General features: G+C 62.7%; 17 protein-coding genes. 15 read left to right on the top strand and 2 right to left on the bottom strand.

Going from position 1 to position 25,579, the window contains the following annotated elements; all coding sequences use genetic code 11:
• Nucleotides 1-12 precede the first annotated feature (12 nt).
• On the bottom strand, nt 13-2,232 hold the full coding sequence (locus BLQ55_RS07360) for a primosomal protein N' (protein ID WP_092203328.1): 2,220 nt from the start codon (nt 2,230-2,232) through the stop codon (nt 13-15).
• Nucleotides 2,233-2,518: 286 nt separating this feature from the next.
• Here BLQ55_RS07360 and rpmE point away from each other — a divergent pair, with 286 nt between their 5' ends.
• The 3 genes from rpmE to BLQ55_RS07345 all read left to right on the top strand — a co-directional run bounded on the left by rpmE (nt 2,519) and on the right by BLQ55_RS07345 (nt 5,022).
• A complete protein-coding gene (rpmE, locus tag BLQ55_RS07355) occupies nt 2,519-2,743 on the top strand; it encodes a 50S ribosomal protein L31 (protein WP_053117645.1) in 225 nt (74 codons plus the stop codon).
• Between the two features lie 41 nt (nt 2,744-2,784).
• Complete coding sequence (locus BLQ55_RS07350; protein ID WP_092253152.1) at nt 2,785-3,567, top strand: thermonuclease family protein; 783 nt, start codon at nt 2,785-2,787, stop codon at nt 3,565-3,567.
• 186 nt (nt 3,568-3,753) lie between these two features.
• Nucleotides 3,754-5,022 carry a malic enzyme-like NAD(P)-binding protein gene (locus tag BLQ55_RS07345; RefSeq protein ID WP_092253150.1) on the top strand — a complete coding sequence of 423 codons (1,269 nt, stop codon included), beginning with the start codon at nt 3,754-3,756 and terminating at the stop codon, nt 5,020-5,022.
• A gap of 229 nt (nt 5,023-5,251) precedes the next feature.
• On the opposite strand, the gene BLQ55_RS07340 is transcribed toward BLQ55_RS07345, so the two are convergent.
• Nucleotides 5,252-7,696: a penicillin-binding protein 1A gene (locus tag BLQ55_RS07340; RefSeq protein WP_170847617.1), complete on the bottom strand. Its 2,445-nt coding sequence runs from the start codon at nt 7,694-7,696 to the stop codon at nt 5,252-5,254.
• A 207-nt stretch (nt 7,697-7,903) separates the two neighbouring features.
• Here BLQ55_RS07340 and BLQ55_RS07335 point away from each other — a divergent pair, with 207 nt between their 5' ends.
• The 12 genes from BLQ55_RS07335 to gbpA all read left to right on the top strand — a co-directional run bounded on the left by BLQ55_RS07335 (nt 7,904) and on the right by gbpA (nt 25,572).
• Nucleotides 7,904-8,968: a pilus assembly protein PilM gene (locus BLQ55_RS07335; RefSeq protein WP_092203334.1), complete on the top strand. Its 1,065-nt coding sequence runs from the start codon at nt 7,904-7,906 to the stop codon at nt 8,966-8,968.
• Nucleotides 8,968-9,534, top strand: coding sequence for a PilN domain-containing protein (locus tag BLQ55_RS07330; protein ID WP_092203336.1), 567 nt, complete (start codon nt 8,968-8,970; stop codon nt 9,532-9,534). Before BLQ55_RS07335 ends, BLQ55_RS07330 begins: the two co-directional genes overlap by 1 nt.
• Nucleotides 9,531-10,154, top strand: coding sequence for a type 4a pilus biogenesis protein PilO (pilO, locus tag BLQ55_RS07325; protein WP_092203338.1), 624 nt, complete (start codon nt 9,531-9,533; stop codon nt 10,152-10,154). Before BLQ55_RS07330 ends, pilO begins: the two co-directional genes overlap by 4 nt.
• Nucleotides 10,151-10,699 carry a pilus assembly protein PilP gene (locus tag BLQ55_RS07320; protein ID WP_092253148.1) on the top strand — a complete coding sequence of 183 codons (549 nt, stop codon included), beginning with the start codon at nt 10,151-10,153 and terminating at the stop codon, nt 10,697-10,699. Before pilO ends, BLQ55_RS07320 begins: the two co-directional genes overlap by 4 nt.
• On the top strand, nt 10,696-12,798 hold the full coding sequence (gene pilQ, locus BLQ55_RS07315; RefSeq protein ID WP_092253145.1) for a type IV pilus secretin PilQ: 2,103 nt from the start codon (nt 10,696-10,698) through the stop codon (nt 12,796-12,798). The genes BLQ55_RS07320 and pilQ overlap by 4 nt, the downstream gene beginning before the upstream one ends.
• A gap of 4 nt (nt 12,799-12,802) precedes the next feature.
• Nucleotides 12,803-13,321, top strand: coding sequence for a shikimate kinase AroK (gene aroK / locus BLQ55_RS07310; RefSeq protein WP_060739556.1), 519 nt, complete (start codon nt 12,803-12,805; stop codon nt 13,319-13,321).
• Between the two features lie 179 nt (nt 13,322-13,500).
• On the top strand, nt 13,501-14,601 hold the full coding sequence (gene aroB, locus BLQ55_RS07305) for a 3-dehydroquinate synthase (RefSeq protein ID WP_092203344.1): 1,101 nt from the start codon (nt 13,501-13,503) through the stop codon (nt 14,599-14,601).
• A gap of 10 nt (nt 14,602-14,611) precedes the next feature.
• Nucleotides 14,612-16,195 carry an AAA family ATPase gene (locus BLQ55_RS07300; protein WP_092203346.1) on the top strand — a complete coding sequence of 528 codons (1,584 nt, stop codon included), beginning with the start codon at nt 14,612-14,614 and terminating at the stop codon, nt 16,193-16,195.
• Between the two features lie 350 nt (nt 16,196-16,545).
• Entirely contained in the window at nt 16,546-20,994 is a 4,449-nt protein-coding gene (gltB, locus tag BLQ55_RS07290) for a glutamate synthase large subunit (RefSeq protein WP_092253143.1), read from the top strand.
• A gap of 33 nt (nt 20,995-21,027) precedes the next feature.
• Nucleotides 21,028-22,446: an FAD-dependent oxidoreductase gene (locus BLQ55_RS07285; protein WP_003196992.1), complete on the top strand. Its 1,419-nt coding sequence runs from the start codon at nt 21,028-21,030 to the stop codon at nt 22,444-22,446.
• 253 nt (nt 22,447-22,699) lie between these two features.
• Nucleotides 22,700-23,767, top strand: a complete 1,068-nt coding sequence (hemE, locus tag BLQ55_RS07280) for a uroporphyrinogen decarboxylase (protein WP_092203350.1) — start codon at nt 22,700-22,702, stop codon at nt 23,765-23,767.
• 338 nt (nt 23,768-24,105) lie between these two features.
• The gene (gene gbpA, locus BLQ55_RS07275) at nt 24,106-25,572 is read left to right on the top strand and encodes an N-acetylglucosamine-binding protein GbpA (protein WP_092203352.1); all 1,467 of its coding nucleotides are present in this window, start codon (nt 24,106-24,108) and stop codon (nt 25,570-25,572) included.
• Nucleotides 25,573-25,579: the final 7 nt, after the last annotated feature.

The raw sequence follows: 25,579 nt of genomic DNA, 5'->3' as shown, positions 1-25,579 counted from the left end.
CTTGCGGTCCATTCAATACAAATCCACCGGATCCACATCCAGCGACCAGCGCACCGCCCGTCCGCTGGGCATCTGTTCCAGCGCCAGCAGCCAGGCACTGAGCAGTCGATGCAGCGGCGCCCGGGCGTTGGCCTGCAATAAAAGCTGCGCGCGATAGCGCCCGGCCCGCCGTTCCATCGGAGCCGGGACCGGACCCAATAGTTCGATCCCGGTGAGGTTCTGCTCTGCCAGCAAACGCTCCGCCTCGCTACAGGCCTCATCGAGGAAGCCTTCGGCCTGCCCCGGCTTGTGGGCTTCGGCCCGCAGCAGCGCCAGGTGGGAAAAGGGCGGCAGGCCGGCGCTGCGGCGTTCGCTCAGGGCCTGTTCGGCGAAGGCGAAATAACCCTGCTCGGTCAGTTGGATCAACAGCGGGTGATCGGCCAGGTGCGTCTGGATAATCACTTTGCCCGGCTCCTCGGCCCGTCCGGCCCGGCCTGCGACCTGGACGATCAGCTGCGCCATGCGCTCGCTGGCGCGGAAGTCGCCGGAGAACAGTCCGCCATCGGCATCGAGGATCGACACCAGCGTGACCCGCGGGAAGTGATGCCCCTTGGCGAGCATCTGCGTGCCCACCAATATGCACGGCTGGCCCTTCTGGATCGTCGCGAACAGCTGGTTCATCGCGTCCTTGCGCGAGGTGCTGTCGCGATCCACCCGCAAGACCGGGTAGTCCGGAAACAGGATGCCCAGCCGTTCCTCGGCGCGTTCGGTGCCGGCGCCGACCGGGCGCAAGTCCACTTTGCCGCACTGCGGGCAATGCCTTGGCACGCGTTCGACGTGGCCGCAATGGTGGCAACGCAGCTCGCCATGGCGTTGATGCACGGTCATCCGCGCATCGCAACGTTCGCAGCCAGACATCCAGCCGCAGTCGTGGCACAGCAGGGTCGGGGCAAAACCGCGGCGATTGAGGAACACCAGGACCTGTTGCCCGGCGGCCAGGGTCTGGCCGATGGCTTGTTGCATCGGCCCGGAAATACCGCTGTCCAGTGGACGACTTTTCACGTCCAGGCGCAGGAACCGCGGTTGCTTGGCGCCGCCGGCCCGTTCGTTGAGGCGCAGCAGGCCGTAGCGGCCGGTGTAGGCGTTGTGCAGGCTTTCCAGCGAGGGCGTGGCCGAGCCGAGGACGATCGGGATGTTTTCCTGGCGGGCGCGCACCAGCGCCAGGTCGCGGGCGTGATAGCGCAGGCCTTCCTGCTGTTTATAAGAGCCGTCGTGTTCTTCGTCGATGATGATCAGCCCGGGGTTTTTCATCGGCGTGAACAGGGCCGAGCGGGTGCCGATGATGATATCGGCCTCGCCGTCGCGGGCGGCGAGCCAGGCTTCCAGGCGTTCGCGGTCGTTGACTGCCGAGTGCACCAGGGCGATCCGTGCATTGAAGCGTTGCTCGAAACGCGCCAGGGTCTGGGGGCCGAGGTTGATTTCCGGAATCAGCACCAGGGCCTGCTTGCCGGCCTCCAGGGTCTGGCGGATCAGTTGCAGGTAGACCTCGGTCTTGCCGCTGCCGGTGACGCCCGCCAGCAGAAAGGCGTGGTAACTGTCGAAACCTGCGCGAATCGCTTCGCAAGCGGCGCGCTGTTCGGCGTTGAGCGGCAGTTCCGGCTGGGCCAGCCAATGTTCGTGGCGGGCGCCGGGGGCGTGCCGGCGGATCTCCACCCGGACCAGGTCCTTGGCCAGCAACAGGTCGAGGCTGTCCTTGCTGAGCATCAGTTTGCTCAGCAGTTGGTGGGCCACGCCATGGGGGTGTTGGGCGAGGGTCGCCAGGGCCTCGCGCTGGCGCGGCGCGCGGGCGATGCGCGGATCGTCCAGCGAGGCCCCCGGGGCCACCGACCAGAACCGTTCCTGGCGCGCCTCGGCCAGCTCGCCCTGGCGCAGCAGCACCGGCAGCGCCCAGCTCAGGGTGTCGCCGAGGCTGTGCTGGTAATACTGGGACGTCCACAGGCACAACTTGAACAGCGCGGCGGGCAGCGGCGGCGTGGCATCGAGCAGGGCCAGGGCTGGTTTGAGCTTGTCGACCGGGACCTCGCTGTGATCGGTGACCTCCACCAGGATGCCGATCATTTCTCGCCGGCCGAACGGCACCCGCAGGCGCATGCCCGGCTGCAACTGGGCGCGCAGGACTCCGGCGGGGGCGCGGTAGTCGAACAGGCGGCGCAGGGGCGAGGGCAGGGCGAGGCGCAGGATGGCGTTGGGCACGCGGGGATCTCGATAAGCGGACAAGTTCGCAAGGCTGAGCGCGATTCAATGTGGGAGCGAGCTTGCTCGCGAAGGCGGCGGCACAGTCAACATCACCGCCACTGACCCACCGCTATCGCGAGCAAGCTCGCTCCCACAGGATTGTGCTTGAGGGCGCGAGCCTAGCAGACGGTTGGTACAAGTCATAGCTTGCGCGAATGACGATGTCTGGTAGAATCCGCGGCCTAATTACGTGCGGTATTCAACAATAGTGTTGGGTGGCGGCACGCTAGCCTGAGGAAACAGCATGAAAACCGATATCCATCCGGAATACCCAGAAATTGCCGTAACCTGCAGCTGCGGCAACAAGTTCGAAACGCGTTCGACCTACGGCAAAGCCCTGGCGATCGACGTTTGCAACGAATGCCACCCGTTCTACACCGGTAAGCAAAAGACTCTGGATACCGGCGGCCGCGTTCAGAAGTTCGCCGATCGTTTCGGTGCTTTCGGCAAAGTTACTCCAAAAGCCTGAGGCTGATCATTTTGGATGGTCGTCTCGACTGCTCCAGATTGATGAAGAAGGCGTCCCTTGCGGGCGCCTTTTTTGTGTCTGCGATTTGGCTCGGTGGTGCCCAGGGGGCCTGTCCTTCGCCGGGCAGCCTGCCCCAGGTGGCGGTGCAGCGCGTGGTGGACGGCGACACCTTGTACCTGGAGGATGGGCGCCGCATTCGGATGATCGGTCTCAACAGCCCCGAGCTGGGCAAGCGCGGCCGCGCCGACGAACCCTTCGCCGTGGCGGCGCGCCAGCGACTCGAAGCCCTGGTGGCCGCCAACGATGGCCGGGTGGGCGTATTGCCTGGCAAGGACGACCGCGATGATTACGGTCGTACCCTGGCCCACGTCTACAACGCCCGGGGCGAGAACCTCGAGGAGCGGTTGATTGCCGAGGGGCTGGGGTTTCTGGTGGCGGTCGCGCCGAACGTCGACCTGGTCAGTTGCCAGCAAGTGGCTGAGCGTCATGCGCGGCAAGCCGGGGCAGGCCTCTGGAAGAAATCCCCTGTCGTCCGGGCGGAACAGATCGATGCCCCGGGTTTCGTGCTGATGAGCGGGCGGGTGGAAAACGTGCGGCGCAATCGCGGTGGCATCTGGATTGAATTGCAGGGGCCGGTTGTCCTGCACATTGCGCCGGGGTTGCAGAGACGCTTCGACGCTTCGGCCCTGGAGCGGCTCAAGGGGCGGAAAATCGAGGCCCGGGGCTGGATCGTCGACCGCGCCCGGCGTGGCGGGAACAAGGCTGGCCAGGCGCGATGGATGCTGCCGCTGACCGATCCGGCCATGTTGGAAGCAGTCCTGTAGGAAAATAATTGTAGACATTATTCGGCCTGATTGTATGCATATAGCCCTTGTGTTTCGCGGCTCTTGGTCCAAAGTCGTAGAGTAGGGCGCTTGACAGTGGTGACTGGTCAGTCTTGTAGGGACTTTGCGAGGCGCGTATCCTCGGCGGTCCGTCTGTCCAACACAGTAAAAAAGCGGAATGCCCACATGTCTGATCTGAAAACTGCCGCTCTCGAATATCACGCGCATCCTCGTCCAGGAAAGCTGAGTGTCGAGCTCACCAAGGCCACCGCTACTGCTCGCGACTTGTCGCTGGCCTACAGCCCCGGCGTAGCCGAACCAGTCCGCGAAATCGCTCGCGACCCTGAACTGGCCTACAAATACACCGGTAAAGGCAACCTGGTTGCAGTCATTTCCGATGGCACCGCGATTCTCGGCCTGGGTAACCTCGGCCCATTGGCTTCCAAGCCCGTCATGGAAGGCAAGGGCGTACTGTTCAAGCGCTTCGCCGGTATCGACGTATTCGACATCGAAGTCGATTCCGAGAGCCCGCAAGCCTTCATCGACACCGTCAAGCGCATCTCCATCACCTTTGGTGGCATCAACCTGGAAGACATCAAGGCACCTGAGTGCTTCGAGATCGAGCGCGCCCTGATCGAACAGTGCGACATCCCGGTGTTCCACGATGACCAGCACGGCACCGCCATCGTCACCGCGGCCGGCATGATCAACGCCCTGGAAATCGCCGGCAAGACCTTGCCGGAAGCCAAGATCGTCTGCCTGGGTGCTGGCGCCGCGGCCATCTCCTGCATGAAGTTGCTGGTGAGCATGGGCGCCAAGATCGAAAACATCTTCATGGTCGACCGTACCGGCGTGATCCACTCCGGCCGTGACGACCTGAACCAGTACAAGGCTGTCTTCGCCCACGCGACCGACAAGCGCTCCCTGGCGGACGCGCTGGACGGTGCCGACGTGTTCGTCGGCCTGTCGGGTCCGAACCTGCTGAGCCCGGAAAACCTGCTGCGCATGGCGCCGAACCCGATCGTGTTCGCCTGCTCGAACCCGGACCCGGAAATCTCCCCGGAACTGGCTCACGCGACTCGCAGCGACGTGATCATGGCCACCGGCCGTTCGGACTACCCGAACCAGGTCAACAACGTACTGGGCTTCCCGTTCATCTTCCGCGGTGCCCTGGACGTTCGCGCCAAGCGCATCAACGAAGAGATGAAAGTCGCGGCCGCCAACGCCCTGCGCGAACTGGCCAAGCTGCCGGTGCCCCAGGAAGTGTGCGACGCCTACGGCGGCATCAAGCTGGAATTCGGTCGTGAATACATCATCCCGAAACCCATGGACGCCCGCCTGATCACCCTGATCTCCGACGCCGTGGCCAAGGCTGCCATCGAGACGGGCGCGGCCACCCTGCCGTACCCGAAGAACTACCCGCTCAAGAGCGTGGATGACGTGTTCAACGGCTAAGCCGTTGTAGCGCTTCAACAAAAAGCCCCGGCTCCTGAGAGTCGGGGCTTTTTGTTGGCCGCCACAGCCCCTGTGGGAGCGAGCTTGCTCGCGATGACGGCCTGGCATTCAACATCGATGCAAGCTGATCCGACGCTATCGCGAGCAAGCTCGCTCCCACGGGTATTGGTGTCATTGAGAACAAAAGCCCCGCACTTCTTTCGAAGGCGGGGCTTTTGGATGAGACCGGTCAGAACAGATCGATCGGCGCCGCTTCGTCCGCTGGCAGCGGGCTGCCCGGTGCGACACCGTTGCCCAGCTCATTGACCGACGGTGGCGTGTCTTCGCTCTTGAACAGCTCGAAGTACGCACCCGGGGTGCCCGGCGTGGCTGCGCGACCGCTGACCGGGTCGACCCGCAGGCTGAGAATGCCTTCCGGTTCCGGCTGGGTGTGCGGCGGCTTGTCCTTGAGGGCGGCGCCCATGTAGGTCATCCAGATCGGCAGCGCCACGGTGCCGCCGAACTCACGGCGACCCAGGCTTTCGGGCTGGTCGAAACCGGTCCAGACCGTGGTCACGTAATCGGCGTTGTAGCCGGAGAACCAGGCGTCCTTGGATTCGTTGGTGGTACCGGTCTTGCCCGCCAGGTCGGTACGGCCCAGGGCCAGGGCGCGACGACCGGTGCCAAGCTTGATCACGTCCTGCAACATGCTGTTGAGGATGTAGGTGGTCCGGCCGTCGATGATGCGCTCGGCAATGGCTGGCGCTTGCGGTACCGCCGGGGCGGTCGCGGCTTCCCCCGGCGTTGCATTGACCGTGAACGTCTCCGAGGCCGGGGCCGCAAGACCGTCGCTGGCCTGCTCGCCCGTGGGGACCCGTGGCGGGTTGGCAACGAACAATGTCTCGCCGTTGCGGCTTTCGATCTTGTCGATGATGTACGGGGTGATCTTGTAGCCGCCGTTGGCGAATGTGCTCCAGCCCGTGGCGATTTCCATCGGCGTCAGGGTCGCGGTACCCAGGGCCAGGGACAGGTTGCGCGGCAGGTCCTGCTTGTTGAAGCCGAACTTGCTGATGTAGTCGATGGTGCGATCCACGCCCAGCGCCTGCAACAGGCGGATCGATACCAGGTTGCGGGATTTGTACAGCGCCTCGCGCAGGCGAATCGGGCCGAGGAACGTATTGGTGTCGTTCTTCGGCCGCCAGACCTTGTCCAGGTACTCATCGACGAACACGATCGGCGCATCGTTCACCAGGCTGGCGGCGGTGTAGCCGTTGTCCAGGGCGGCGCTGTAGACGAACGGCTTGAAGCTCGAGCCCGGCTGGCGCTTGGCCTGCAGTGCACGGTTGTAATTGCTTTGCTCGAAGGCGAAACCTCCCACCAGCGAGCGGATGGCGCCGTCCTGCGGGTCGAGGGACACCAGGGCGCCCTGGGCCGCCGGGATCTGGCTGAACTTGAGCGTGTTGTCCGCCTGGCGCTGGACGCGGATCAGGTCACCGACCTGGGCAACATCTGACGGCTGCCGTGGGGCGGCGCCCATGCTGTTGGTATTGAGGAACGGACGGGCCCATTTCATGGTGTCCCAGGCCACGTGTTCTTCCAGCTCGCCGTTGCGGGTCAGCACCTTGATGCCGTCCTTGTCCACCGAGGTGACGATCGCCGGCTCCAGGCTGCTGATGGTGCGCTGCTTGGTCAACTCCAGGGCCCAGGCTTCCTTGGTCTTGCCCGGCAGGCGCGATTCAGGGCCACGGTAGCCGTGGCGCTGGTCGTAGGTCATCAGGCCCTCGTGCAGCGCGGTGTTGGCCATTTCCTGCAGGTTGCTCGGCACCGTGGTGGTGACGCGGAAACCTTCGGTGTAGGCGTCGCTGCCATAGCGCCCGACCATCTCGGCGCGGGCCATTTCGGCGATGTACGGGGCGTTCACTTCCGGGGTCGGCACGTGATAGCTGGCGTTCAGCGGCTCATTGATCGCTGTGGTGTAGTCGGCCTCGCTGATCTTGCCGAGCTTGTACATGCGCCCCAGGATCCAGTCGCGACGCTCCTTGCTGCGCGCCGGGTTGGCGAGCGGGTTGAAGCGCGACGGTGCCTTGGGCAGGCCGGCGATCATCGCCATCTGCGCCAGGCTCACGTCGCGGATCGACTTGCCGTAATACACCTGTGCCGCCGCCTCGATGCCATAGGCGCGGTTGCCCAGGTAAATCTTGTTCACGTACAGCTCGAGGATTTCATCCTTGGTCAGCTGCCGCTCGATCTGCAGGGCCAGGAGGATCTCGGTGGTCTTGCGCGAGAAGCTGCGCTCGCTGGTCAGGAAGAAGTTCTTGGCCACCTGCATGGTGATGGTGCTGCCGCCGGACTGGATGTGCCCGCTCTTGACCAATTGGCTGGCGGCGCGCATCAGGCTGCCGGGATCGACACCATAGTGGTTGGCGAAGTTATCGTCTTCAGCACTTAGTAACGCATTGATGAAATTGGGGGGAATGTCGGCGAAACGGATCGGTGTGCGGCGCATTTCGCCAAATTCGGCGATCAGCTTGTTATCGCTGCTGTACACCCGCAGAGGAATCTGCAACTGAATACTTCTCAGCGCCTCCACGGACGGCAATCCCGGACTAAGGTAAAGAAAGGCACCGCTCAGGCCCAGGAGCAGTCCGCAGAAAACGGCGACAATGGACCATCCGAAGAATTTCAGCAGACGAATCAAGGCTTTTGGATATCCAGGCAAAGAATGAAAAAGGCGCCAGGTGCAGGGAAGAACCCGAGCTTGCAACAAAGCGAAAAAAACGCTGGGCATTATAAGCATTTTTTTTCGTCGGGAATGCCATCCGGACGTCCGTCGGACGGCCGTGATTGAACGCAATGCATATTAGAGAGTCCGTAACTCACGGATAGTCATAGGGAATTGGTAGTGCTACGACTCTTCAATAAAAAAGCCCATGCGCTTCTGGGGATCGACATCAGTTCGACGTCGGTGAAGCTGCTCGAGTTGAGTCGCCAGGGCGAGCGATACCGCGTCGAGTCCTACGCGGTCGAACCGTTGCCGGCCAACGCCGTGATCGAGAAGAACATCGCCGAGCTCGAAGGGGTGGGCCAGGCGTTGTCGCGGCTGTTGGCCAAGGCCAGGACGCCGTTGCGCAGCGTGGCGGTGGCCGTGGCGGGTTCGGCGGTGATCACCAAGATCATCGAGATGGACGCGGGCCTGTCCGACGACGACATGGAGAACCAGCTCAAGATCGAAGCCGATCAGTACATTCCCTATCCGCTGGATGAGGTGGCCATCGATTTCGAGGTGGTGGGCGTTTCGCCGCGCAGCGCCGAGCGCGTCGAAGTGCTGCTGGCCGCCTGTCGCAAGGAAAACGTCGAGGTTCGCGAGGCCGCGTTGGCGCTCGCCGGGCTGACGGCCCGGGTGGTCGATGTGGAGGCTTATGCGCTGGAGCGGGCGTTTGGCCTGCTCGCCACGCAATTGGCCGCGTCCCAGGAACGGCTGACGGTAGCGGTCATCGACATCGGCGCCACCATGACCACCCTCAGCGTGTTGCACAACGGACGCATCATCTATACCCGCGAACAGTTGTTCGGCGGTCGCCAGTTGACCGAGGAGATCCAGCGCCGCTACGGCCTGACACCCGAGCAGGCCGGCCTGGCAAAGAAGCAGGGTGGGTTGCCGGACGATTATCTCAGCGAGGTGCTGCAGCCTTTCCGCGAGGCCCTGGTGCAGCAGGTCTCGCGGTCCCTGCAATTCTTCTTCGCCTCGGGCCAGTACAGCGCGGTGGACCACATCCTGCTGGCCGGGGGCACGGCTTCGGTCGCTGGCCTGGATCGGCTGATCGAACAGCGCCTGGGTACGCCGACCCAGGTGGCCAACCCGTTTACCAACATGGCCCTGAGCAGCAAGGTCAATGCCGGTGCCCTGGCCAGTGACGCACCGGCACTGATGATTGCCTGTGGGCTGGCCCTCAGGAGTTTCGACTGATGGCGCGGATCAACCTGCTTCCCTGGCGCGAAGAGCTGCGCGAAGAGCGGCGCAAGCGCTTTCTGCTGGCCTTGGTGGCGGCGCTGGTCGGGGCGGTCGGCGTGGTCCTGGTCGCCATCCGCTACATCGACGGCGCCATCGACCACCAGGTCGCCCGCAATAGCCACCTCTCCGAGCAGATCGCCGTGTTGGACGAGCGCATCAAGCAGATCAGCGAATTGAAAGCCCGTCGCCAGCAATTGCTGGAGCGCATGCGCATCATCCAGGACTTGCAAGGGAATCGACCGGTCAGCGGGCGTATCTTCGACCAGTTGGTGAGGACTTTGCCGGACGGGGTGTATTTCACCGAAGTGAAGATGGAGGACCGGACGCTCTTCATCAAAGGGGCCGCGGAATCGAACAACCGGGTCTCGGACCTGATGCGCAACCTGGACTCGTCGGACCTGTTCGATGCGCCCAGCCTGACGGAGGTCAAGGCCACCACCGCCGGTCAGCTCGACCAGGCCAACGTTTTCCAGCTGACGGTTCGCCAGACCCGGCCGGCCGATGAGGGGGACGCCCAATGAGGCCGGGGGAATGGCTCGACGCGCTGCGCAAGATCGACGTCAGTGACCTGGACACCAACAACATCGGTTCCTGGCCAGCGCCCATCAAGTGGCTGGCGGGCATCCTGCTGGTGGCCCTGGTGCTGGGGCTGGGTTATAACTTTGCCTTGAGTGACCTGGAAAACCAGTTGCAGCAGGTGCGCGAGGAAGAAAATACCCTCAAGGCACAATTCGCGGGCAAGGCCCACATGGCCGCGAACCTGGAACGCTACACCGAGCAGATGAAGCAGATGGAAACGTCTTTCGGTGTACTGTTGCGGCAATTGCCCAGTGACACCGAGGTGCCGGGCCTGCTGGAAGACATTACCCGCACCGGCCTGGGCAGTGGCCTGGAGTTCGAGGAAATCAAGCTGCTGCCGGAAGTCACCCAACCGTTCTACATCGAGCTGCCGATCCAGATCACCGTGACCGGCGGCTACCACGACCTGGCGACATTCGTCAGTGGAGTGGCCGGACTGCCCCGGATCGTCACGCTGCACGATTTCGAAATCGCCCCGATGGAGCCCGAGGCAGGCACGAAGCTGCGCATGAGCATCCAGGCCAAGACCTACCGCTACAACGAGCAGGAGGCGCAGCCATGAGGCCGCTGGTGTGTCGCCTCTGCCTGCTGGCGGGCCTGGTCGCGCTGGCGGGTTGCAACGACGACAACGGTTTCGGCGACCTGGACGCTTACATGAATGAAGTGCGCCTGCGTCCACCGGGCAAGATCGAGCCGACGCCGACGTTCAGGCCCTACGAGACCTTTACCTACAGCGCCGCGAACCTGCGCAGCCCGTTTTCCCGGCAGGTCCGCGTGGACCAGGCCGACCGGCAGCGCGGCTCGCACAACGTGCGGCCCGACCCCAACCGGGTCAAGCAATACCTGGAAGGCTTCAACATCGAGCAGTTTGAAATGGTCGGTACGATCTCCAACGCCAGTGGCTCCTTCGCGCTCCTGCGGGGCGCGGGCGGGGTGCATCGGCTCAAGGTCGGTGACTATCTGGGGCGCAACGACGGGCGAATCATCGCCATCGGCGCCACCCAGGTCGATGTGATCGAAATCGTCCCCGATGGCGAGGGTGCCTGGCTGGAACGACCTCGGACCATTCCTTTGAAAGAGCACTCAATAGTGGAACCCCAACAATGAACAGGTTTTTGTCAGCCTTCGGTATTTCGCTATGGATAGCGCTGTTGTCGCCGATGGTTCACGCGGCCAGTCTGAAGACGCTGGATGTCGCGGCGTTGCCGGGCGACCGCGTCGAGTTGAAGCTCACCTTCGACGGGCCGCCGCCCCCCCCCCGGGGCTACACCACCGAACAACCGGCCCGGATTGCCCTGGACCTGCCAGGCGTGACCAACCAATTGGCCAGCAAGCACCGCGACTTGGGCGGGGGCAATGCGCGCAGCGCCACCGTGGTCGAGGCAGGTGATCGCACCCGGTTGATCATCGGCCTGACCCAGCTGGCGCCGTACGACACCCGGGTCGAAGGCAATAGCCTGTTCGTGGTGGTTGGCAAGGGCGCCGCGGCGAAGAACACTGCTGCGAAGAGTCATGTTCCGAAGAACGCCGCCCAGGCCCCGCGCCCGGCGCTGGCCAGCGCTGCGCCCGCGAGGGCCGGTGCGCCGGTGGGCAAGGCGATTCGTGGGGTGGATTTCCAGCGGGGGACCCAGGGCGAAGGCAATGTGGTGATCGATTTGTCCGATCCTTCCATCGCCCCGGACATCCAGGAACGCGAAGGCAAGATCATCCTCAATTTCGCCAGGACCCAATTGCCCGAGCCGCTGCGGGTGCGCCTGGACGTCAAGGACTTCGCCACCCCGGTGCAATTCGTCAATGCCAGCGCCGGCAGCGACCGGGCGACCATCAGCATCGAGCCCAGTGGCACCTTCGACTACTCGACCTACCAGACCGACAACAAGCTCACCGTCAGCGTCCGGCCCATGACCGTCGACGACCTGCAAAAACGCAATGCCGACCGCGCGGCCTACAGCGGCGAGAAGCTCTCGCTCAACTTCCAGGACATCGAAGTGCGTTCGGTCCTGCAACTGATTGCCGATTTCACCAACCTGAACCTGGTGGCCAGCGACACGGTGCAGGGCGGCATCACCCTGCGCTTGCAGAATGTGCCCTGGGACCAGGCGCTGGACCTGGTGCTCAAGACCAAGGGCCTGGACAAGCGCAAGGTCGGTAACGTGCTGCTGGTGGCCCCGGCCGATGAAATCGCCGCGCGCGAACGCCAGGAGCTGGAGTCGCAGAAGCAGATCGCCGACCTGGCGCCGCTGCGGCGTGAGCTGTTGCAGGTCAACTATGCGAAGGCGGCGGACATCGCCAAGCTGTTCCAGTCGGTGACCAGTGCCGAGGCCAAAGCCGACGAGCGCGGCACGATCACGGTGGATGAGCGGACCAACAACATCATCGCCTACCAGACCCAGGACCGGCTCGACGAACTGCGCCGGATCGTGGCGCAGCTGGATATTCCGGTGCGCCAGGTGATGATCGAGGCACGGATTGTCGAGGCCAACGTCGACTACGACAAAAGCCTGGGCGTGCGCTGGGGAGGGTCGATCCAGAACAAGGGCAACTGGAACTCCTCGGGGGTGACCAGCGGCACCTCCACCACCATTGGCACGCCGGGCAGTACCGGTACCAACCAGCCGTTCGTCGACCTGGGTGCCTCGGGCAATACGTCGGGGATCGGTATTGCGTTCATCACCGACAACGTCTTGCTGGACCTTGAGCTGACGGCCATGGAGAAGACCGGCAACGGCGAAATCGTCTCCCAGCCCAAGGTGGTGACGTCCGACAAGGAGACGGCAAAGATCCTCAAGGGCACGGAGATTCCTTATCAGGAAGCCAGCTCCAGCGGTGCCACCTCGGTGTCGTTCAAGGAGGCCTCGCTGTCGCTGGAGGTGACCCCGCAGATCACCCCGGACAACCGCATCATCATGGAGGTCAAGGTCACCAAGGATGAGCCGGACTACCTGAACAAGGTGCAGGAAGTGCCGCCGATCAAGAAAAACGAAGTCAACGCCAAGGTCCTGGTCAATGATGGCGAGACCATTGTGATTGGCGGAGTTTTCTCAAATACTCAGAGCAAGGTCATAGATAAGGTGCCATTTCTTGGCGATGTGCCGTATCTTGGCCGCCTTTTCCGGCGTGATGTGGTTTCGGAGAAAAAATCCGAGCTGCTGGTGTTCCTCACTCCGCGTATCATGAATAACCAGGCGATTGCTGTGAGTCGTTGATTCTGTGCGAAATTTGATTCTTGTTGGGCCGATGGGCGCTGGAAAAAGCACCATCGGCCGTTTGCTGGCCAAAGAGCTGCGCCTGCCGTTCAAAGATTCCGACAAGGAAATTGAATTGCGCACGGGTGCCAATATCCCATGGATCTTCGACAAGGAAGGCGAGCCGGGCTTTCGTGACCGTGAGCAGGCGATGATCGCCGAGCTGTGCGCGTTCGAGGGCGTGGTGTTGGCCACCGGCGGCGGCGCGGTGATGCGCGAAGCCAATCGTCGTGCGCTGCATGCCGGCGGACGAGTGGTCTATCTGCACGCCTCTGTCGAGCAGCAGGTCGGCCGCACCGCCCGGGATCGCAACCGGCCGCTGTTGCGCACCGCCGACCCCGCCAAGACCCTGCGGGACCTGCTGGAACTGCGTGATCCGCTGTATCGGGAGATCGCCGACCTGGTGGTGGAAACCGACGAGCGGCCGCCGCGGATGGTGGTGCTGGACATTCTCGATCGCCTGCAGCAACTGCCACCCCGTTAATGCGCTTGGCGAAATGCGCTATCCTCGACGTCCCGTCATGGCCCGCCTGGGGCGTGGCGGATGGCCATCCCATGGTGTCATGGCAAGCACTGGGACCTGTGGCGAGGGGATTTATCCCCGTTGGGCACTATCGTTAATTGCAGGCAGGACGCCTGATTCCATCTTCACTGTGGGGACACATGCAGACACTTAAGGTCGACCTGGGCGAGCGCAGCTACCCGATTCATATTGGCGAAGGCTTGCTGGACCAGCCCGAACTGCTGGCGCCGCACATCGCCGGGCGGCAAGTGGCGATCATTTCCAATGAAACCGTCGCGCCTCTGTATCTGGAACGTCTGACCCGCAGCCTGTCGGCTTTCTCGGTCATTTCCGTGGTGTTGCCCGACGGCGAAGCCTTCAAGAACTGGGAAACCCTGCAACTCATTTTCGACGGCCTGCTGACCGCACGGCATGATCGCCGCACCACGGTGGTTGCCCTGGGCGGTGGCGTGATCGGCGACATGGCCGGTTTTGCCGCCGCTTGTTATCAGCGTGGCGTCGACTTCATCCAGATCCCCACGACGCTGCTGTCGCAGGTCGACTCGTCGGTGGGCGGCAAGACCGGGATCAACCATCCGCTGGGCAAGAACATGGTCGGTGCGTTCTATCAGCCCAACGTGGTGCTGATCGACACCGCCACCCTCACTACCCTGCCGGCCCGCGAACTGTCCGCGGGGCTGGCGGAAGTCATCAAGTACGGGCTGATCTGCGACGAACCGTTCCTGGGCTGGCTCGAAGAGCACGTCGACCGCCTGCGTGCGCTGGATCAAGCGGCGCTGACCTACGCCATCGAGCGCTCCTGCGCCGCCAAGGCCGCGGTGGTCGGTGCCGATGAACGTGAGTCGGGGGTGCGCGCCACGCTCAACCTGGGCCACACCTTCGGCCATGCCATCGAAACGCACATGGGCTATGGTGTCTGGCTGCACGGTGAAGCGGTTGCGGCCGGTACGGTCATGGCTCTTGAGATGTCCGCGCGCCTGGGCTGGATCAGCGAACAGGAGCGTGATCGCGGTATTCGTCTGTTCCAGCGCGCCGGGCTGCCGGTGGTTCCGCCCGAGGAAATGAGCGAGGCGGATTTTCTTGAACACATGGCAATCGACAAAAAAGTGATCGACGGTCGTCTGCGCCTGGTGCTGCTGCGCCACATGGGCGAAGCGGTGGTGACCGACGATTATCCGAAAGAAGTTCTACAGGCCACGCTGGGAGCGGACTACCGCGCCCTGGCTCAGCTTAAAGGTTAATGAGATTCCGATGACTAGTTTGCATGCCGACGAGGCTTTCCTCGGCCATTTCCAATTGAGTCATGACCCTTTTGCCCCACGGGTCCCGGGCTTCAAGTTCTTCCCCGCCCAGCGCAAGCCGGTGCTGGGCCAGTTGCATCACCTGGCGCGCTACAGCCAGTTGCTGTTGGTGGTCACCGGCCCCCAGGGCAGCGGCAAGACCTTGCTGCGCCAGGCCCTGGTGGCCAGTACCAACAAACAGTCTGTGCAAAGCGTGGTGGTGTCGGCCCGTGGCGCTGGCGATGCCGCCGGTGTGTTGCGCCAGGTGGCCCAGGCGCTGAACGTCGCCCAGGCCGAAATCGGTGCAATCCTCGATCAGATCGTGCAACTGGCGCTGACCGGGCAGGAAGTCTATCTGCTGGTGGACGATGCCGAGCAACTCGACGAGTCGGCCCTCGAAGCCCTGCTGGCCTTGGCGGCCGGTGCCCCGGAGGGCCGGCCTCACGTGTTCCTGTTCGGCGAGTCGTCGCTGATCGCCGACCTGGACCAATTGAACCTCGAGGAAGAGCGCTTCCACGTCATCGAGCTGGCGCCCTACACCGAGGAAGAAACCCGTGAATACCTGGCCCAGCGTCTCGAGGGCGCGGGCCGGGGTATCGAACTTTTCACCGCCGATCAGATCTCTGAGATTCACGAAAGCTCCGACGGCTGGCCTGGCAACATCAACCAGGTCGCCCGCGATGCTCTGATCGAAGTCATGATTGCCAGCCGCTCAGCGGTGAAGCGTCCAAGTATGGGGTTCAACATGCCGAAGAAACACGTATTGGCAATTTCCGCCGTCGTCGTGGTCGCGGTTGCCGCCGCCTGGCTGATGCCGGGTCGCACCAAGGCACCTGCCACGGGTGCCCCTGCCAACGAACAGGCGCAACTGCCCCTTGGTCAAGGTAAGCCGCAACCCAACGGTGGCGCGCCGGCCGTGGAATTCGCCGGTAACACCCAGCCGATGCCGCTGCCGCTGGTCGGCCAGTCGCAGCCGGTCATGCGCGGCCCGCTGGCCGAAGCGGCCGGCGGTATCACCGAAGGCGACGACGGCGCAGCGCCACCGATCGACGACAGCAGCGACACGCCGCCGACCGTGACCACCACCGCACCGCCTGTGGGCGTGCCGGCTGGCCCGGCGCCAACCCCAGCCCCGACCGCCAAGCCGACCCCGGCGCCGACCCAGGTGGCTACCGCCAAACCGGTACCGGTTCCGGCGCCTGCGGCCAAGCCAGCGACGCCAGCAGCACCGGCGGCCAAGCCTGCCGCTGCCCCAGCCAAGGCCGCGGGCGGTAGCTGGTACGCCGGCCAGGCGCCGGGCAACTACGTGGTGCAGATCCTCGGCACCAGTTCCGAAGCCGCGGCGCAGAACTTCGTCAAGGAGCAGGGCGGCGAGTACCGTTATTTCAAGAAAGTGCTCAACGGCAAGCCGCTGTATGTCATCACCTACGGCAGCTTTGCCAACCGTGATGCGGCTGTTTCCGCCATCAAGGCCTTGCCAGCGAAGGTTCAGGCTGGTAAACCTTGGCCTCGCACTGTCGCCAGCGTCCAACAGGAACTGGCTGCAACTCGCTGAAGATTCGGCGGCCTTACCCAGGCCGCCTCTCCCGGCAACCTCAAAATTTCCGCAAGGGCGGGCGACCTTTCAGGCCGCGCGCCTTGTGGTGTCTGCGTCACAGTAGCGTTTGAGTCGTAGCGGTCAAACCCAAAAAAGTTTTGACTAGCACAGCATATAGCTTTAAACCTTTCACAAATGCGACATGGATTTGCGACAGTTCGTCGTCAAATTTGTGAGCCTCTGTGTCGGTGTGTACAATGACCTCCCTTTTGCCCCCGCAAAGCTGGCGTACGTTCGGCGCGGCATGCAACCGGTTGAATTGAAAAGAAATTTGCCTCGATTAGAGGCAGCCTGGTGAGAAAGTGTCTATGAAAGCAGGTCTGTACCAACCAGATGAATTCAAGGATAACTGCGGTTTCGGCCTGATAGCTCATATGCAGGGCGAGCCCAGCCATACCCTTTTGCAAACGGCCATTGAGGCCCTGACCTGCATGACCCACCGCGGTGGGATCAACGCCGACGGCAAGACCGGCGACGGTTGTGGCTTGCTGATTCAAAAGCCCGACGAGTTCCTGCGTGCCGTAGCCCAGGAAACGTTCGGCGTGACCCTGCCCAAGCAGTACGCCGTGGGCATGGTGTTCTTCAACCAGGACCCGGTGAAGGCTGAGGCGGCTCGCGAAAACATGAACCGCGAGATCCTGGCCGCCGGCCTGCAACTGGTGGGCTGGCGCAAAGTGCCGATCGACACCAGCGTCCTCGGCCGCCTGGCACTCGAGCGCCTGCCGCAGATCGAACAGGTGTTCATCGCCGGCGAAGGCCTGAGCGACCAGGACATGTCGATCAAGCTGTTCAGCTCCCGTCGTCGTTCGTCCGTGGCCAACGCCGCCGACACCGATCACTACATCTGCAGTTTTTCCCACAAGACCATTATCTATAAAGGCCTGATGATGCCGGCGGACCTCACCGCCTTCTATCCGGACCTGAGCGACGAGCGCCTGAAAACCGCGATCTGCGTGTTCCACCAGCGCTTCTCCACCAACACCCTGCCGAAGTGGCCGCTGGCCCAGCCATTCCGCTTCCTCGCCCACAACGGCGAGATCAACACCATCACCGGCAACCGCAACTGGGCCGTGGCCCGTCGCACCAAGTTCGCCAACGACCTGATGCCGGACCTCGAAGAGCTCGGCCCACTGGTCAACCGCGTGGGTTCGGACTCCTCGAGCATGGACAACATGCTGGAACTGATGGTGACCGGTGGCATCGACCTGTTCCGCGGCGTTCGCATGCTGGTGCCGCCGGCGTGGCAGAACGTCGAGACCATGGATCCGGACCTGCGCGCCTTCTACGAATACAACTCCATGCACATGGAGCCGTGGGACGGCCCGGCCGGTATCGTCATGACCGACGGTCGCTACGCCGTGTGCCTGCTGGACCGGAACGGTCTGCGTCCGGCGCGCTGGGTCACCACCACCAACGGGTTCATCACCCTGGCGTCGGAAATCGGCGTCTGGAACTACCAGCCCGAAGACGTCATCGCCAAGGGCCGCGTAGGTCCGGGCCAGATCTTTGCCGTGGACACCGAGACTGGCCAGATCCTCGACACCGACGCCATCGACAACCGCCTCAAGTCCCGTCATCCGTACAAGCAATGGCTGCGCAAGAATGCCCTGCGCATCCAGGCGACCATGGAAGACAACGACCACGGCTCGGCTTTCTATGACGTCGACCAGCTCAAGCAGTACATGAAGATGTACCAGGTGACGTTCGAAGAACGTGACCAGGTGCTGCGTCCGCTGGGCGAGCAGGGCTACGAGGCGGTCGGCTCCATGGGCGACGACACGCCGATGGCCGTGCTGTCGCAGCGCGTGCGCACGCCGTACGACTATTTCCGCCAGCAGTTCGCCCAGGTGACCAACCCACCGATCGACCCGCTGCGCGAAGCGATCGTGATGTCCCTGGAAATCTGCCTCGGTGCCGAGCGCAACATTTTCCAGGAGTCGCCGGAACACGCCTCGCGGGTGATCCTCAGCTCGCCGGTCATTTCCCCGGCCAAGTGGCGTTCGTTGACCAACCTCGACCGTCCGGGCTTCGCGCGCCAGGTCATCGACCTGAACTACGACGAAAGCGTCGGCCTGGAAGCGGCGATCCGCAACGTGGCCGATCAGGCTGAAGAAGCCGCGCGCGCCGGGCGCACCCAGATCGTCCTCAGCGACCGTCATATCGCTCCGGGCAAGCTGCCGATCCACGCCTCGTTGGCCACCGGCGCGGTGCACCATCGCCTGACCGAAAAAGGCCTGCGCTGCGATTCCAACATCCTGGTGGAAACCGCCACCGCCCGCGATCCGCATCACTTCGCGGTGCTGATCGGTTTTGGTGCCTCGGCGGTGTATCCGTTCCTGGCCTATGAAGTGCTGGGCGACCTGATCCGCACCGGCGAAGTACTGGGCGACCTCTACGAGGTGTTCAAGAACTACCGCAAGGGCATCACCAAGGGCCTGCTCAAGATCCTGTCGAAGATGGGCATCTCGACCATCGCCTCGTACCGTGGCGCGCAACTGTTCGAGGCCATCGGCCTGTCCGAAGAGGTCTGCGAACTGAGCTTCCGTGGCGTGCCGAGCCGCATCAAGGGTGCGCGTTTCGTCGACATCGAAGCCGAACAGAAAGCCCTGGCCGCCGAAGCCTGGAGCCCGCGCAAGCCGATCCAGCAGGGCGGCCTGCTGAAGTTTGTCCACGGTGGCGAATACCACGCCTACAACCCCGACGTGGTCAACACCCTGCAAGCGGCCGTGCAGCAGGGCGACTACAGCAAGTTCAAGGAATACACCTCGCTGGTGGACAACCGTCCGGTGTCGATGATCCGCGACCTGCTCAAGGTCAAGACCCTCGACACGCCGCTGGACATCAGTGAAGTGGAACCGCTGGAATCGGTGCTCAAGCGCTTCGATTCGGCCGGTATTTCCCTCGGCGCCTTGTCCCCGGAAGCCCACGAAGCCCTGGCCGAAGCCATGAACCGCCTCGGTGCGCGTTCCAACTCCGGCGAAGGCGGCGAAGACCCGGCGCGCTACGGCACCATCAAGAGTTCGAAAATCAAGCAGGTGGCCACCGGCCGCTTCGGTGTGACGCCGGAATACCTGGTCAACGCTGAAGTGTTGCAGATCAAGGTCGCCCAAGGCGCCAAGCCTGGCGAAGGCGGCCAGTTGCCCGGTGGCAAGGTCAACGGCCTGATCGCCAAGCTGCGTTATGCGGTCCCCGGCGTGACCCTGATCTCGCCGCCGCCGCACCACGACATCTACTCGATCGAAGACTTGTCGCAACTGATCTTCGACCTCAAGCAGGTGAACCCCAAGGCGCTGGTCTCGGTGAAGCTGGTGGCGGAAGCCGGCGTCGGCACCATTGCGGCCGGCGTGGCCAAGGCCTATGCCGACCTGATCACCATCTCCGGCTACGACGGCGGCACCGGCGCATCGCCGCTGACCTCGATCAAGTACGCGGGGGCGCCATGGGAGCTGGGCCTGGCCGAAACCCACCAGACCCTGCGCGGCAACGATTTGCGCGGCAAGGTCCGGGTGCAGACCGACGGTGGCCTGAAAACCGGCCTCGACGTGATCAAGGCGGCCATCCTCGGCGCCGAGAGCTTCGGCTTCGGCACCGCGCCGATGATCGCCCTGGGCTGCAAATACCTGCGCATCTGCCACCTGAACAACTGCGCCACCGGCGTGGCGACCCAGAACGACAAGCTGCGCAAGGACCACTACATCGGTACCGTCGACATGGTGGTGAATTTCTTCACCTACGTGGCCGAAGAGACCCGTGAGTGGCTGGCCAAGCTGGGCGTTCGCTCGCTTGAAGAGCTGATCGGCCGCACCGACCTGCTGGACGTGATCGAGGGCCAGACCGCCAAGCAGCAGCACCTGGACCTGACCCCGTTGCTGGGCAGCGATCTCATCCCGGCGGACAAGCCACAGTTCTGCCAGGTCGACCGCAACCCGCCGTTCGACAAGGGCGAGCTGGCCGAAAAGATGGTCGACATGGCCGCTTCGGCGATCAACGACCTGAGCGGTGCCGAGTTCGACCTGGATATCTGCAACTGCGACCGCTCCATCGGCGCGCGGATCTCCGGCGAGATCGCCCGCAAGCACGGCAACCAGGGCATGGCCAAGGCGCCGATCACCTTCCGCTTCAAGGGCACCGCGGGCCAGAGCTTCGGCGTCTGGAACGCCGGTGGCCTGAACATGTACCTGGAAGGCGATGCCAACGACTACGTGGGCAAGGGCATGACCGGCGGCAAGCTGGTCATCGTTCCGCCCAAGGGTAGCGTCTACAAGACCCAGGACAGTGCCATCATCGGCAACACCTGCCTTTATGGCGCCACGGGCGGCAAGCTGTTCGCCGCCGGCACCGCGGGCGAGCGTTTCGCCGTGCGTAACTCCGGGGCCCACACCGTGGTGGAAGGCACCGGCGATCACTGCTGCGAGTACATGACCGGTGGTTTTGTCTGCGTGCTGGGCAAGACCGGTTATAACTTCGGCTCTGGCATGACCGGCGGTTTCGCCTACGTGCTCGACCAGGACAACACCTTCGTTGACCGGGTCAACCACGAACTGGTGGAAATCCAGCGGATCAGCGGCGAGGCGATGGAAGCCTACCGCAGCCATTTGCAGCGTGTACTGGATGAGTACGTCGAGGAAACCGACAGCGAGTGGGGTCGTGAACTCGCCGAGAACCTCGATGACTACGTGCGTCGTTTCTGGCTGGTCAAGCCCAAGGCTGCCAACCTGAAATCGTTGCTTTCCAGCACTCGTGCCAACCCGCAGTGATATGCGCCTGAAGAGTTTGATGAGGTTTTAACAATGGCTGAACGTCTGAATAACGACTTCCAGTTCATCGATGTCGGGCGCAAGGATCCGAAGAAGAAACTGTTGCGTCAACGCAAGAAAGAGTTCGTGGAAATCTACGAACCTTTCAAACCCCAGCAGTCGGCCGACCAGGCCCACCGCTGCCTGGGTTGTGGCAACCCGTATTGCGAATGGAAGTGCCCGGTGCACAACTTCATTCCCAACTGGCTGAAACTGGTGGCCGAGGGCAATATCCTCCAGGCCGCCGAGCTGTCCCACCAGACCAACACCCTGCCGGAAGTCTGCGGCCGGGTGTGCCCGCAGGATCGCCTGTGTGAAGGTGCCTGCACCCTCAACGACGGTTTTGGCGCGGTGACCATCGGTTCGGTGGAGAAGTACATCACCGACACCGCGTTCGCCATGGGCTGGCGCCCGGACATGTCCAAGGTCAAACCGACCGGCAAGCGCGTGGCGATCATCGGTGCCGGCCCGGCGGGCCTGGGCTGTGCCGACGTGCTGGTACGCGGTGGCGTGACCCCGGTGGTGTTCGACAAGAATCCGGAAATCGGCGGCCTGCTGACCTTTGGCATTCCCGAGTTCAAGCTGGAAAAGACCGTGCTGAGCAATCGTCGCGAAGTCTTCACCGGCATGGGCATCGAGTTCCGCCTGAACACCGAGGTGGGCAAGGACGTGACCATGGAGCAACTGCTCGAGGAATACGATGCGGTCTTCATGGGCATGGGCACCTACACCTACATGAAGGGTGGCTTTGCCGGTGAGGACCTGCCGGGCGTCTACGACGCACTCGACTTCCTGATCGCCAACGTCAACCGCAACCTGGGCTTTGAAAAGTCGCCGGAAGATTTCGTCGACATGAAAGGCAAGAAGGTCGTGGTGCTTGGTGGTGGCGACACGGCGATGGACTGCAACCGCACGTCGATCCGCCAGGGCGCCAAGTCGGTGACCTGCGCCTATCGTCGCGACGAAGCGAACATGCCCGGCTCGCGCAAAGAGGTGAAGAACGCCAAGGAAGAAGGCGTGAAGTTCCTCTACAACCGCCAGCCGATCGCCATTGTCGGTGAAGACAAGGTCGAAGGCGTGAAGGTGGTCGAGACCCGTCTCGGCGAGCCGGACGCCCGCGGCCGTCGCAGCCCCGAGCCGATCCCCGGTTCCGAAGAGATCATCCCGGCCGACGCCGTGGTCATTGCCTTCGGCTTCCGCCCGAGCCCGGCGCCGTGGTTCGAGCAGTTCAGCATCCAGACCGACAGCCAGGGCCGCGTCGTGGCTCCGGAGCAGGGCCAGTACAAGCACCAGACCAGCAACCCGAAGATCTTCGCCGGTGGCGACATGGTCCGGGGTTCCGACCTGGTGGTGACGGCGATCTTCGAAGGCCGCAATGCGGCGGAAGGGATCCTGGATTACCTGCAAGTCTGATCGCTTCCCAATGCTGGAATGCGATCAAAATGTGGGAGCGAGCTTGCTCGCGATCGCGGTGGATCAGTCGACGAACCTGTTGAATGGGACGCCCTCATCGCGAGCAAGCTCGCTCCCACAATTGTTTTGTGGTGTTGCTGAACATTGCATGGCACCGCGACAAATTGCCCCGATAGATAAAAGGCACGGCTCTTGCCGTGCCTTTTGCGTCGCGCTCTGAGAAAATGCCCGCACTTTTTTTCCGGATGCCGACATGACTGCCCTGAAGAACGACCGTTTCCTTCGCGCCCTGCTCAAGCAACCCGTGGACGTCACCCCTGTCTGGATGATGCGCCAGGCCGGTCGCTACCTGCCGGAGTACCGCGCCAGCCGCGCCAAGGCGGGTGACTTCATGAGCCTGTGCATGAACCCCCAGTTCGCCTGCGAAGTCACGATGCAGCCACTGGACCGTTATCCGCAGTTGGACGCGGCGATCCTGTTCTCCGACATTCTCACCATTCCCGACGCCATGGGGCAGGGCTTGTACTTCGAGACCGGCGAAGGCCCGCGTTTCAGGAAAGTCGTCAGCACCCTGGCCGACATCGAGGCCTTGCCGATTCCCGATCCGCAAAAGGACCTGGGCTACGTCATGGACGCGGTCAGCACCATTCGCCGTGAACTCAACGGTCGCGTGCCGCTGATCGGTTTCTCCGGCAGCCCCTGGACCCTGGCCACCTACATGGTCGAAGGCGGTTCGTCGAAGGACTTCCGCAAGACCAAGGCCATGCTCTACGACAACCCCCAGGCCATGCACCTGTTGCTGGACAAGCTGGCCCAATCGGTCACGTCCTACCTCAACGGCCAGATCCTGGCCGGCGCGCAAGCGGTGCAGATCTTCGATACCTGGGGCGGCAACCTGTCGGCGGCGGCATACCAGGAATTTTCCCTGGCCTACATGCGCAAAATCGTCAGCGGCCTGATCCGCGAGCACGAAGGCCGCAAAGTCCCGGTGATCCTGTTCACCAAGAACGGCGGCCTGTGGCTGGAAAGCATCGCCGAGGCCGGCGCCGACGCCTTGGGCCTGGATTGGACCTGCGACATTGGCAACGCCCGCGAACGTGTCGGTCACAAGGTCGCCCTGCAAGGCAACATGGACCCGACCGTGCTCTACGCCAAGCCTGAAGCCATTCGCGCCGAAGTCGGGCGTATTTTGGCGAGCTATGGCAGCGGCAGCGGCCATGTGTTCAACCTGGGCCATGGCATCACCCCGGAAGTCGACCCGGAACACGCCGGCGCCTTCCTGCGGGCGGTGCATGAGTTGTCGGCGCAATATCACGTCTGATTGCGACCTCTGTCACCCAGCCTGTCCGGTCCTGTGCCGGACAGGCTTTTTTATTGTCTGCCCTATAACTTTTAATTTAACGCCTGATTGTAGTTGGCCTGGTGTTACTGTTTGTCAGTGTTTAATAGTTGTTGCCATTTATAAGAAGTTTCTCTTTCTATGTAAGGGAAATAGATTAACAGATCATTCCTTCTGTTTTGAGAGATTTTTCCTACATAGGGGGGCTTAAACTTTCTATAAGGTTCCGGTGCTTGCAGGCCGTGCGCTGAGCGATCCGGCGGGTCTTGCAAGATGACGGTAAAACGTCTTTCAATCTCGATGGATAGTCTGGAACTTATATGAAAAACAACTTCAACAAGAATGGCGTATTAACGGGATGCGCATCGTCGTTAGTTCTGTTGTCGGCCATGCTGACATCCCAGGGTGTATTCGCCCACGGATACCTCGAAGTGCCGCCCTCGCGGGCATTTTTATGCCAGAAAGGTGAAAACAAAAACTGTGGTGGTGCGCAATACGAACCTCATAGTACCGGAGAAACGTTCAAGGGCTTCCCGAATGGTGCCGGTGGCGCTCCTCTGCAGGGCCCCTACGACGGCAAGATCGCCAGCGGCGGTAACTCGCTGTTTTCCGCCCTGGATGCGCAGTCGGCCACTCGCTGGCAACTGACTGAAATCCGGGATCGCAACATCACCTTCCAATGGCAATACATCGCCCCGCATCCGGCGACCAAACACGAATATTTCATCACCCGTGACGGTTGGAACCCAAACGAGCCGCTCAAGCGCGCATCGTTCGATAGCGCACCGTTCTGCACGATCGATGGCGGTAATCAACTTCCAGCCAGTGGTGCCAAGCACGATTGCGTGATTCCCGACGAGAAGACAGGCCACCATGTCATCCTGGCGGTCTGGACGGTCGGCGACACCGACAATGCGTTCTATAACCCGGCGGATGTGAACATCCTCGCCGAAGCCGCGTTGCCGGGCGGATGGTCGCCGGTGGGCAGCATCGCACCATCGACGCAGTTGCTGGCGGGCGACAAGGTCAAGGCTCGGGCGTTCTCTGCCAGCGGTGAAAACGCCGAGTACAGCGTGCAAATCAGCATCGATAACGCTGAAGAAGGCAAGCCTGAAAATTGGTCGTTCAAACTCGCCGACGCCATCAACAAGGCCCATCCTCTGATTCGTGCCGGTATCCGTGATGACGAGGGCAATATCACGCCGATCAAGGGCACCAACAAGCTGTACGCCCAGAAAGAAAGCGGCGTGAAGCGCTATGAAGTGCAACTGGATATGCGCGAAGACGCCAGCGCCAGCATGGAGATTTCTTCCCTGCAACCGGAGTACGTGCTCGACAAAGGTCGGACCAGCATGGCGTTCACTGCACAGACAAACCGCAGCATGAATCTCGAAGCCACTTTGTTCGATGAAAAGAACAAGCAGGTGGGTGTCGTGAGCCAGACCGTGGGCGCAGGCAGCACCGGCCTGAACCTGGACGTGCGCAGCGCTCCAGGTGCGCACACCCTGACACTGGTGGGGACCACCGAAGACGGCCGCACCACTCGCCAGGAAACCAAGACGGTCACCCTGACCGGCGAGGGTGCAGGCATCGAGTACGACTTCGTATTCCCTGAAGGCATCAGCGACTACGCCGCCGGCACGAAAGTGCTGCAACCCAAGACCGAGGAAGTATTCGAGTGCAAGCCGTTCCCTGCGTCCGGCTACTGCAAGCAATACACCCCGGCTTCCAACGGCTTTGAACCGGGTGTCGGTGCCTCCTGGCAAAGCGCCTGGGACAAGTTGTAAGTCCTGA

The organism is Pseudomonas sp. NFACC13-1 (genome assembly GCF_900104425.1).
GTDB classification, from domain to species: Bacteria; Pseudomonadota; Gammaproteobacteria; order Pseudomonadales; family Pseudomonadaceae; genus Aquipseudomonas; species Aquipseudomonas fluorescens_AA.
This window is presented reverse-complemented; position numbering and strand designations above follow the sequence as displayed.

What these genes read in the sequence shown, in the direction of transcription:
- BLQ55_RS07330 (WP_092203336.1), top strand. Translation starts at nt 8,968, where the DNA reads ATGGCGCGGATCAACCTGCTTCCCTGGCGCGAAGAGCTGCGCGAAGAG.
- BLQ55_RS07350 (WP_092253152.1), top strand. Translation starts at nt 2,785, where the DNA reads ATGAAGAAGGCGTCCCTTGCGGGCGCCTTTTTTGTGTCTGCGATTTGG.
- rpmE (WP_053117645.1), top strand. Translation starts at nt 2,519, where the DNA reads ATGAAAACCGATATCCATCCGGAATACCCAGAAATTGCCGTAACCTGC.
- gltB (WP_092253143.1), top strand. Translation starts at nt 16,546, where the DNA reads ATGAAAGCAGGTCTGTACCAACCAGATGAATTCAAGGATAACTGCGGT.
- gbpA (WP_092203352.1), top strand. Translation starts at nt 24,106, where the DNA reads ATGAAAAACAACTTCAACAAGAATGGCGTATTAACGGGATGCGCATCG.
- aroB (WP_092203344.1), top strand. Translation starts at nt 13,501, where the DNA reads ATGCAGACACTTAAGGTCGACCTGGGCGAGCGCAGCTACCCGATTCAT.
- pilQ (WP_092253145.1), top strand. Translation starts at nt 10,696, where the DNA reads ATGAACAGGTTTTTGTCAGCCTTCGGTATTTCGCTATGGATAGCGCTG.
- BLQ55_RS07285 (WP_003196992.1), top strand. Translation starts at nt 21,028, where the DNA reads ATGGCTGAACGTCTGAATAACGACTTCCAGTTCATCGATGTCGGGCGC.
- BLQ55_RS07300 (WP_092203346.1), top strand. Translation starts at nt 14,612, where the DNA reads ATGACTAGTTTGCATGCCGACGAGGCTTTCCTCGGCCATTTCCAATTG.
- pilO (WP_092203338.1), top strand. Translation starts at nt 9,531, where the DNA reads ATGAGGCCGGGGGAATGGCTCGACGCGCTGCGCAAGATCGACGTCAGT.
- BLQ55_RS07345 (WP_092253150.1), top strand. Translation starts at nt 3,754, where the DNA reads ATGTCTGATCTGAAAACTGCCGCTCTCGAATATCACGCGCATCCTCGT.
- BLQ55_RS07320 (WP_092253148.1), top strand. Translation starts at nt 10,151, where the DNA reads ATGAGGCCGCTGGTGTGTCGCCTCTGCCTGCTGGCGGGCCTGGTCGCG.
- hemE (WP_092203350.1), top strand. Translation starts at nt 22,700, where the DNA reads ATGACTGCCCTGAAGAACGACCGTTTCCTTCGCGCCCTGCTCAAGCAA.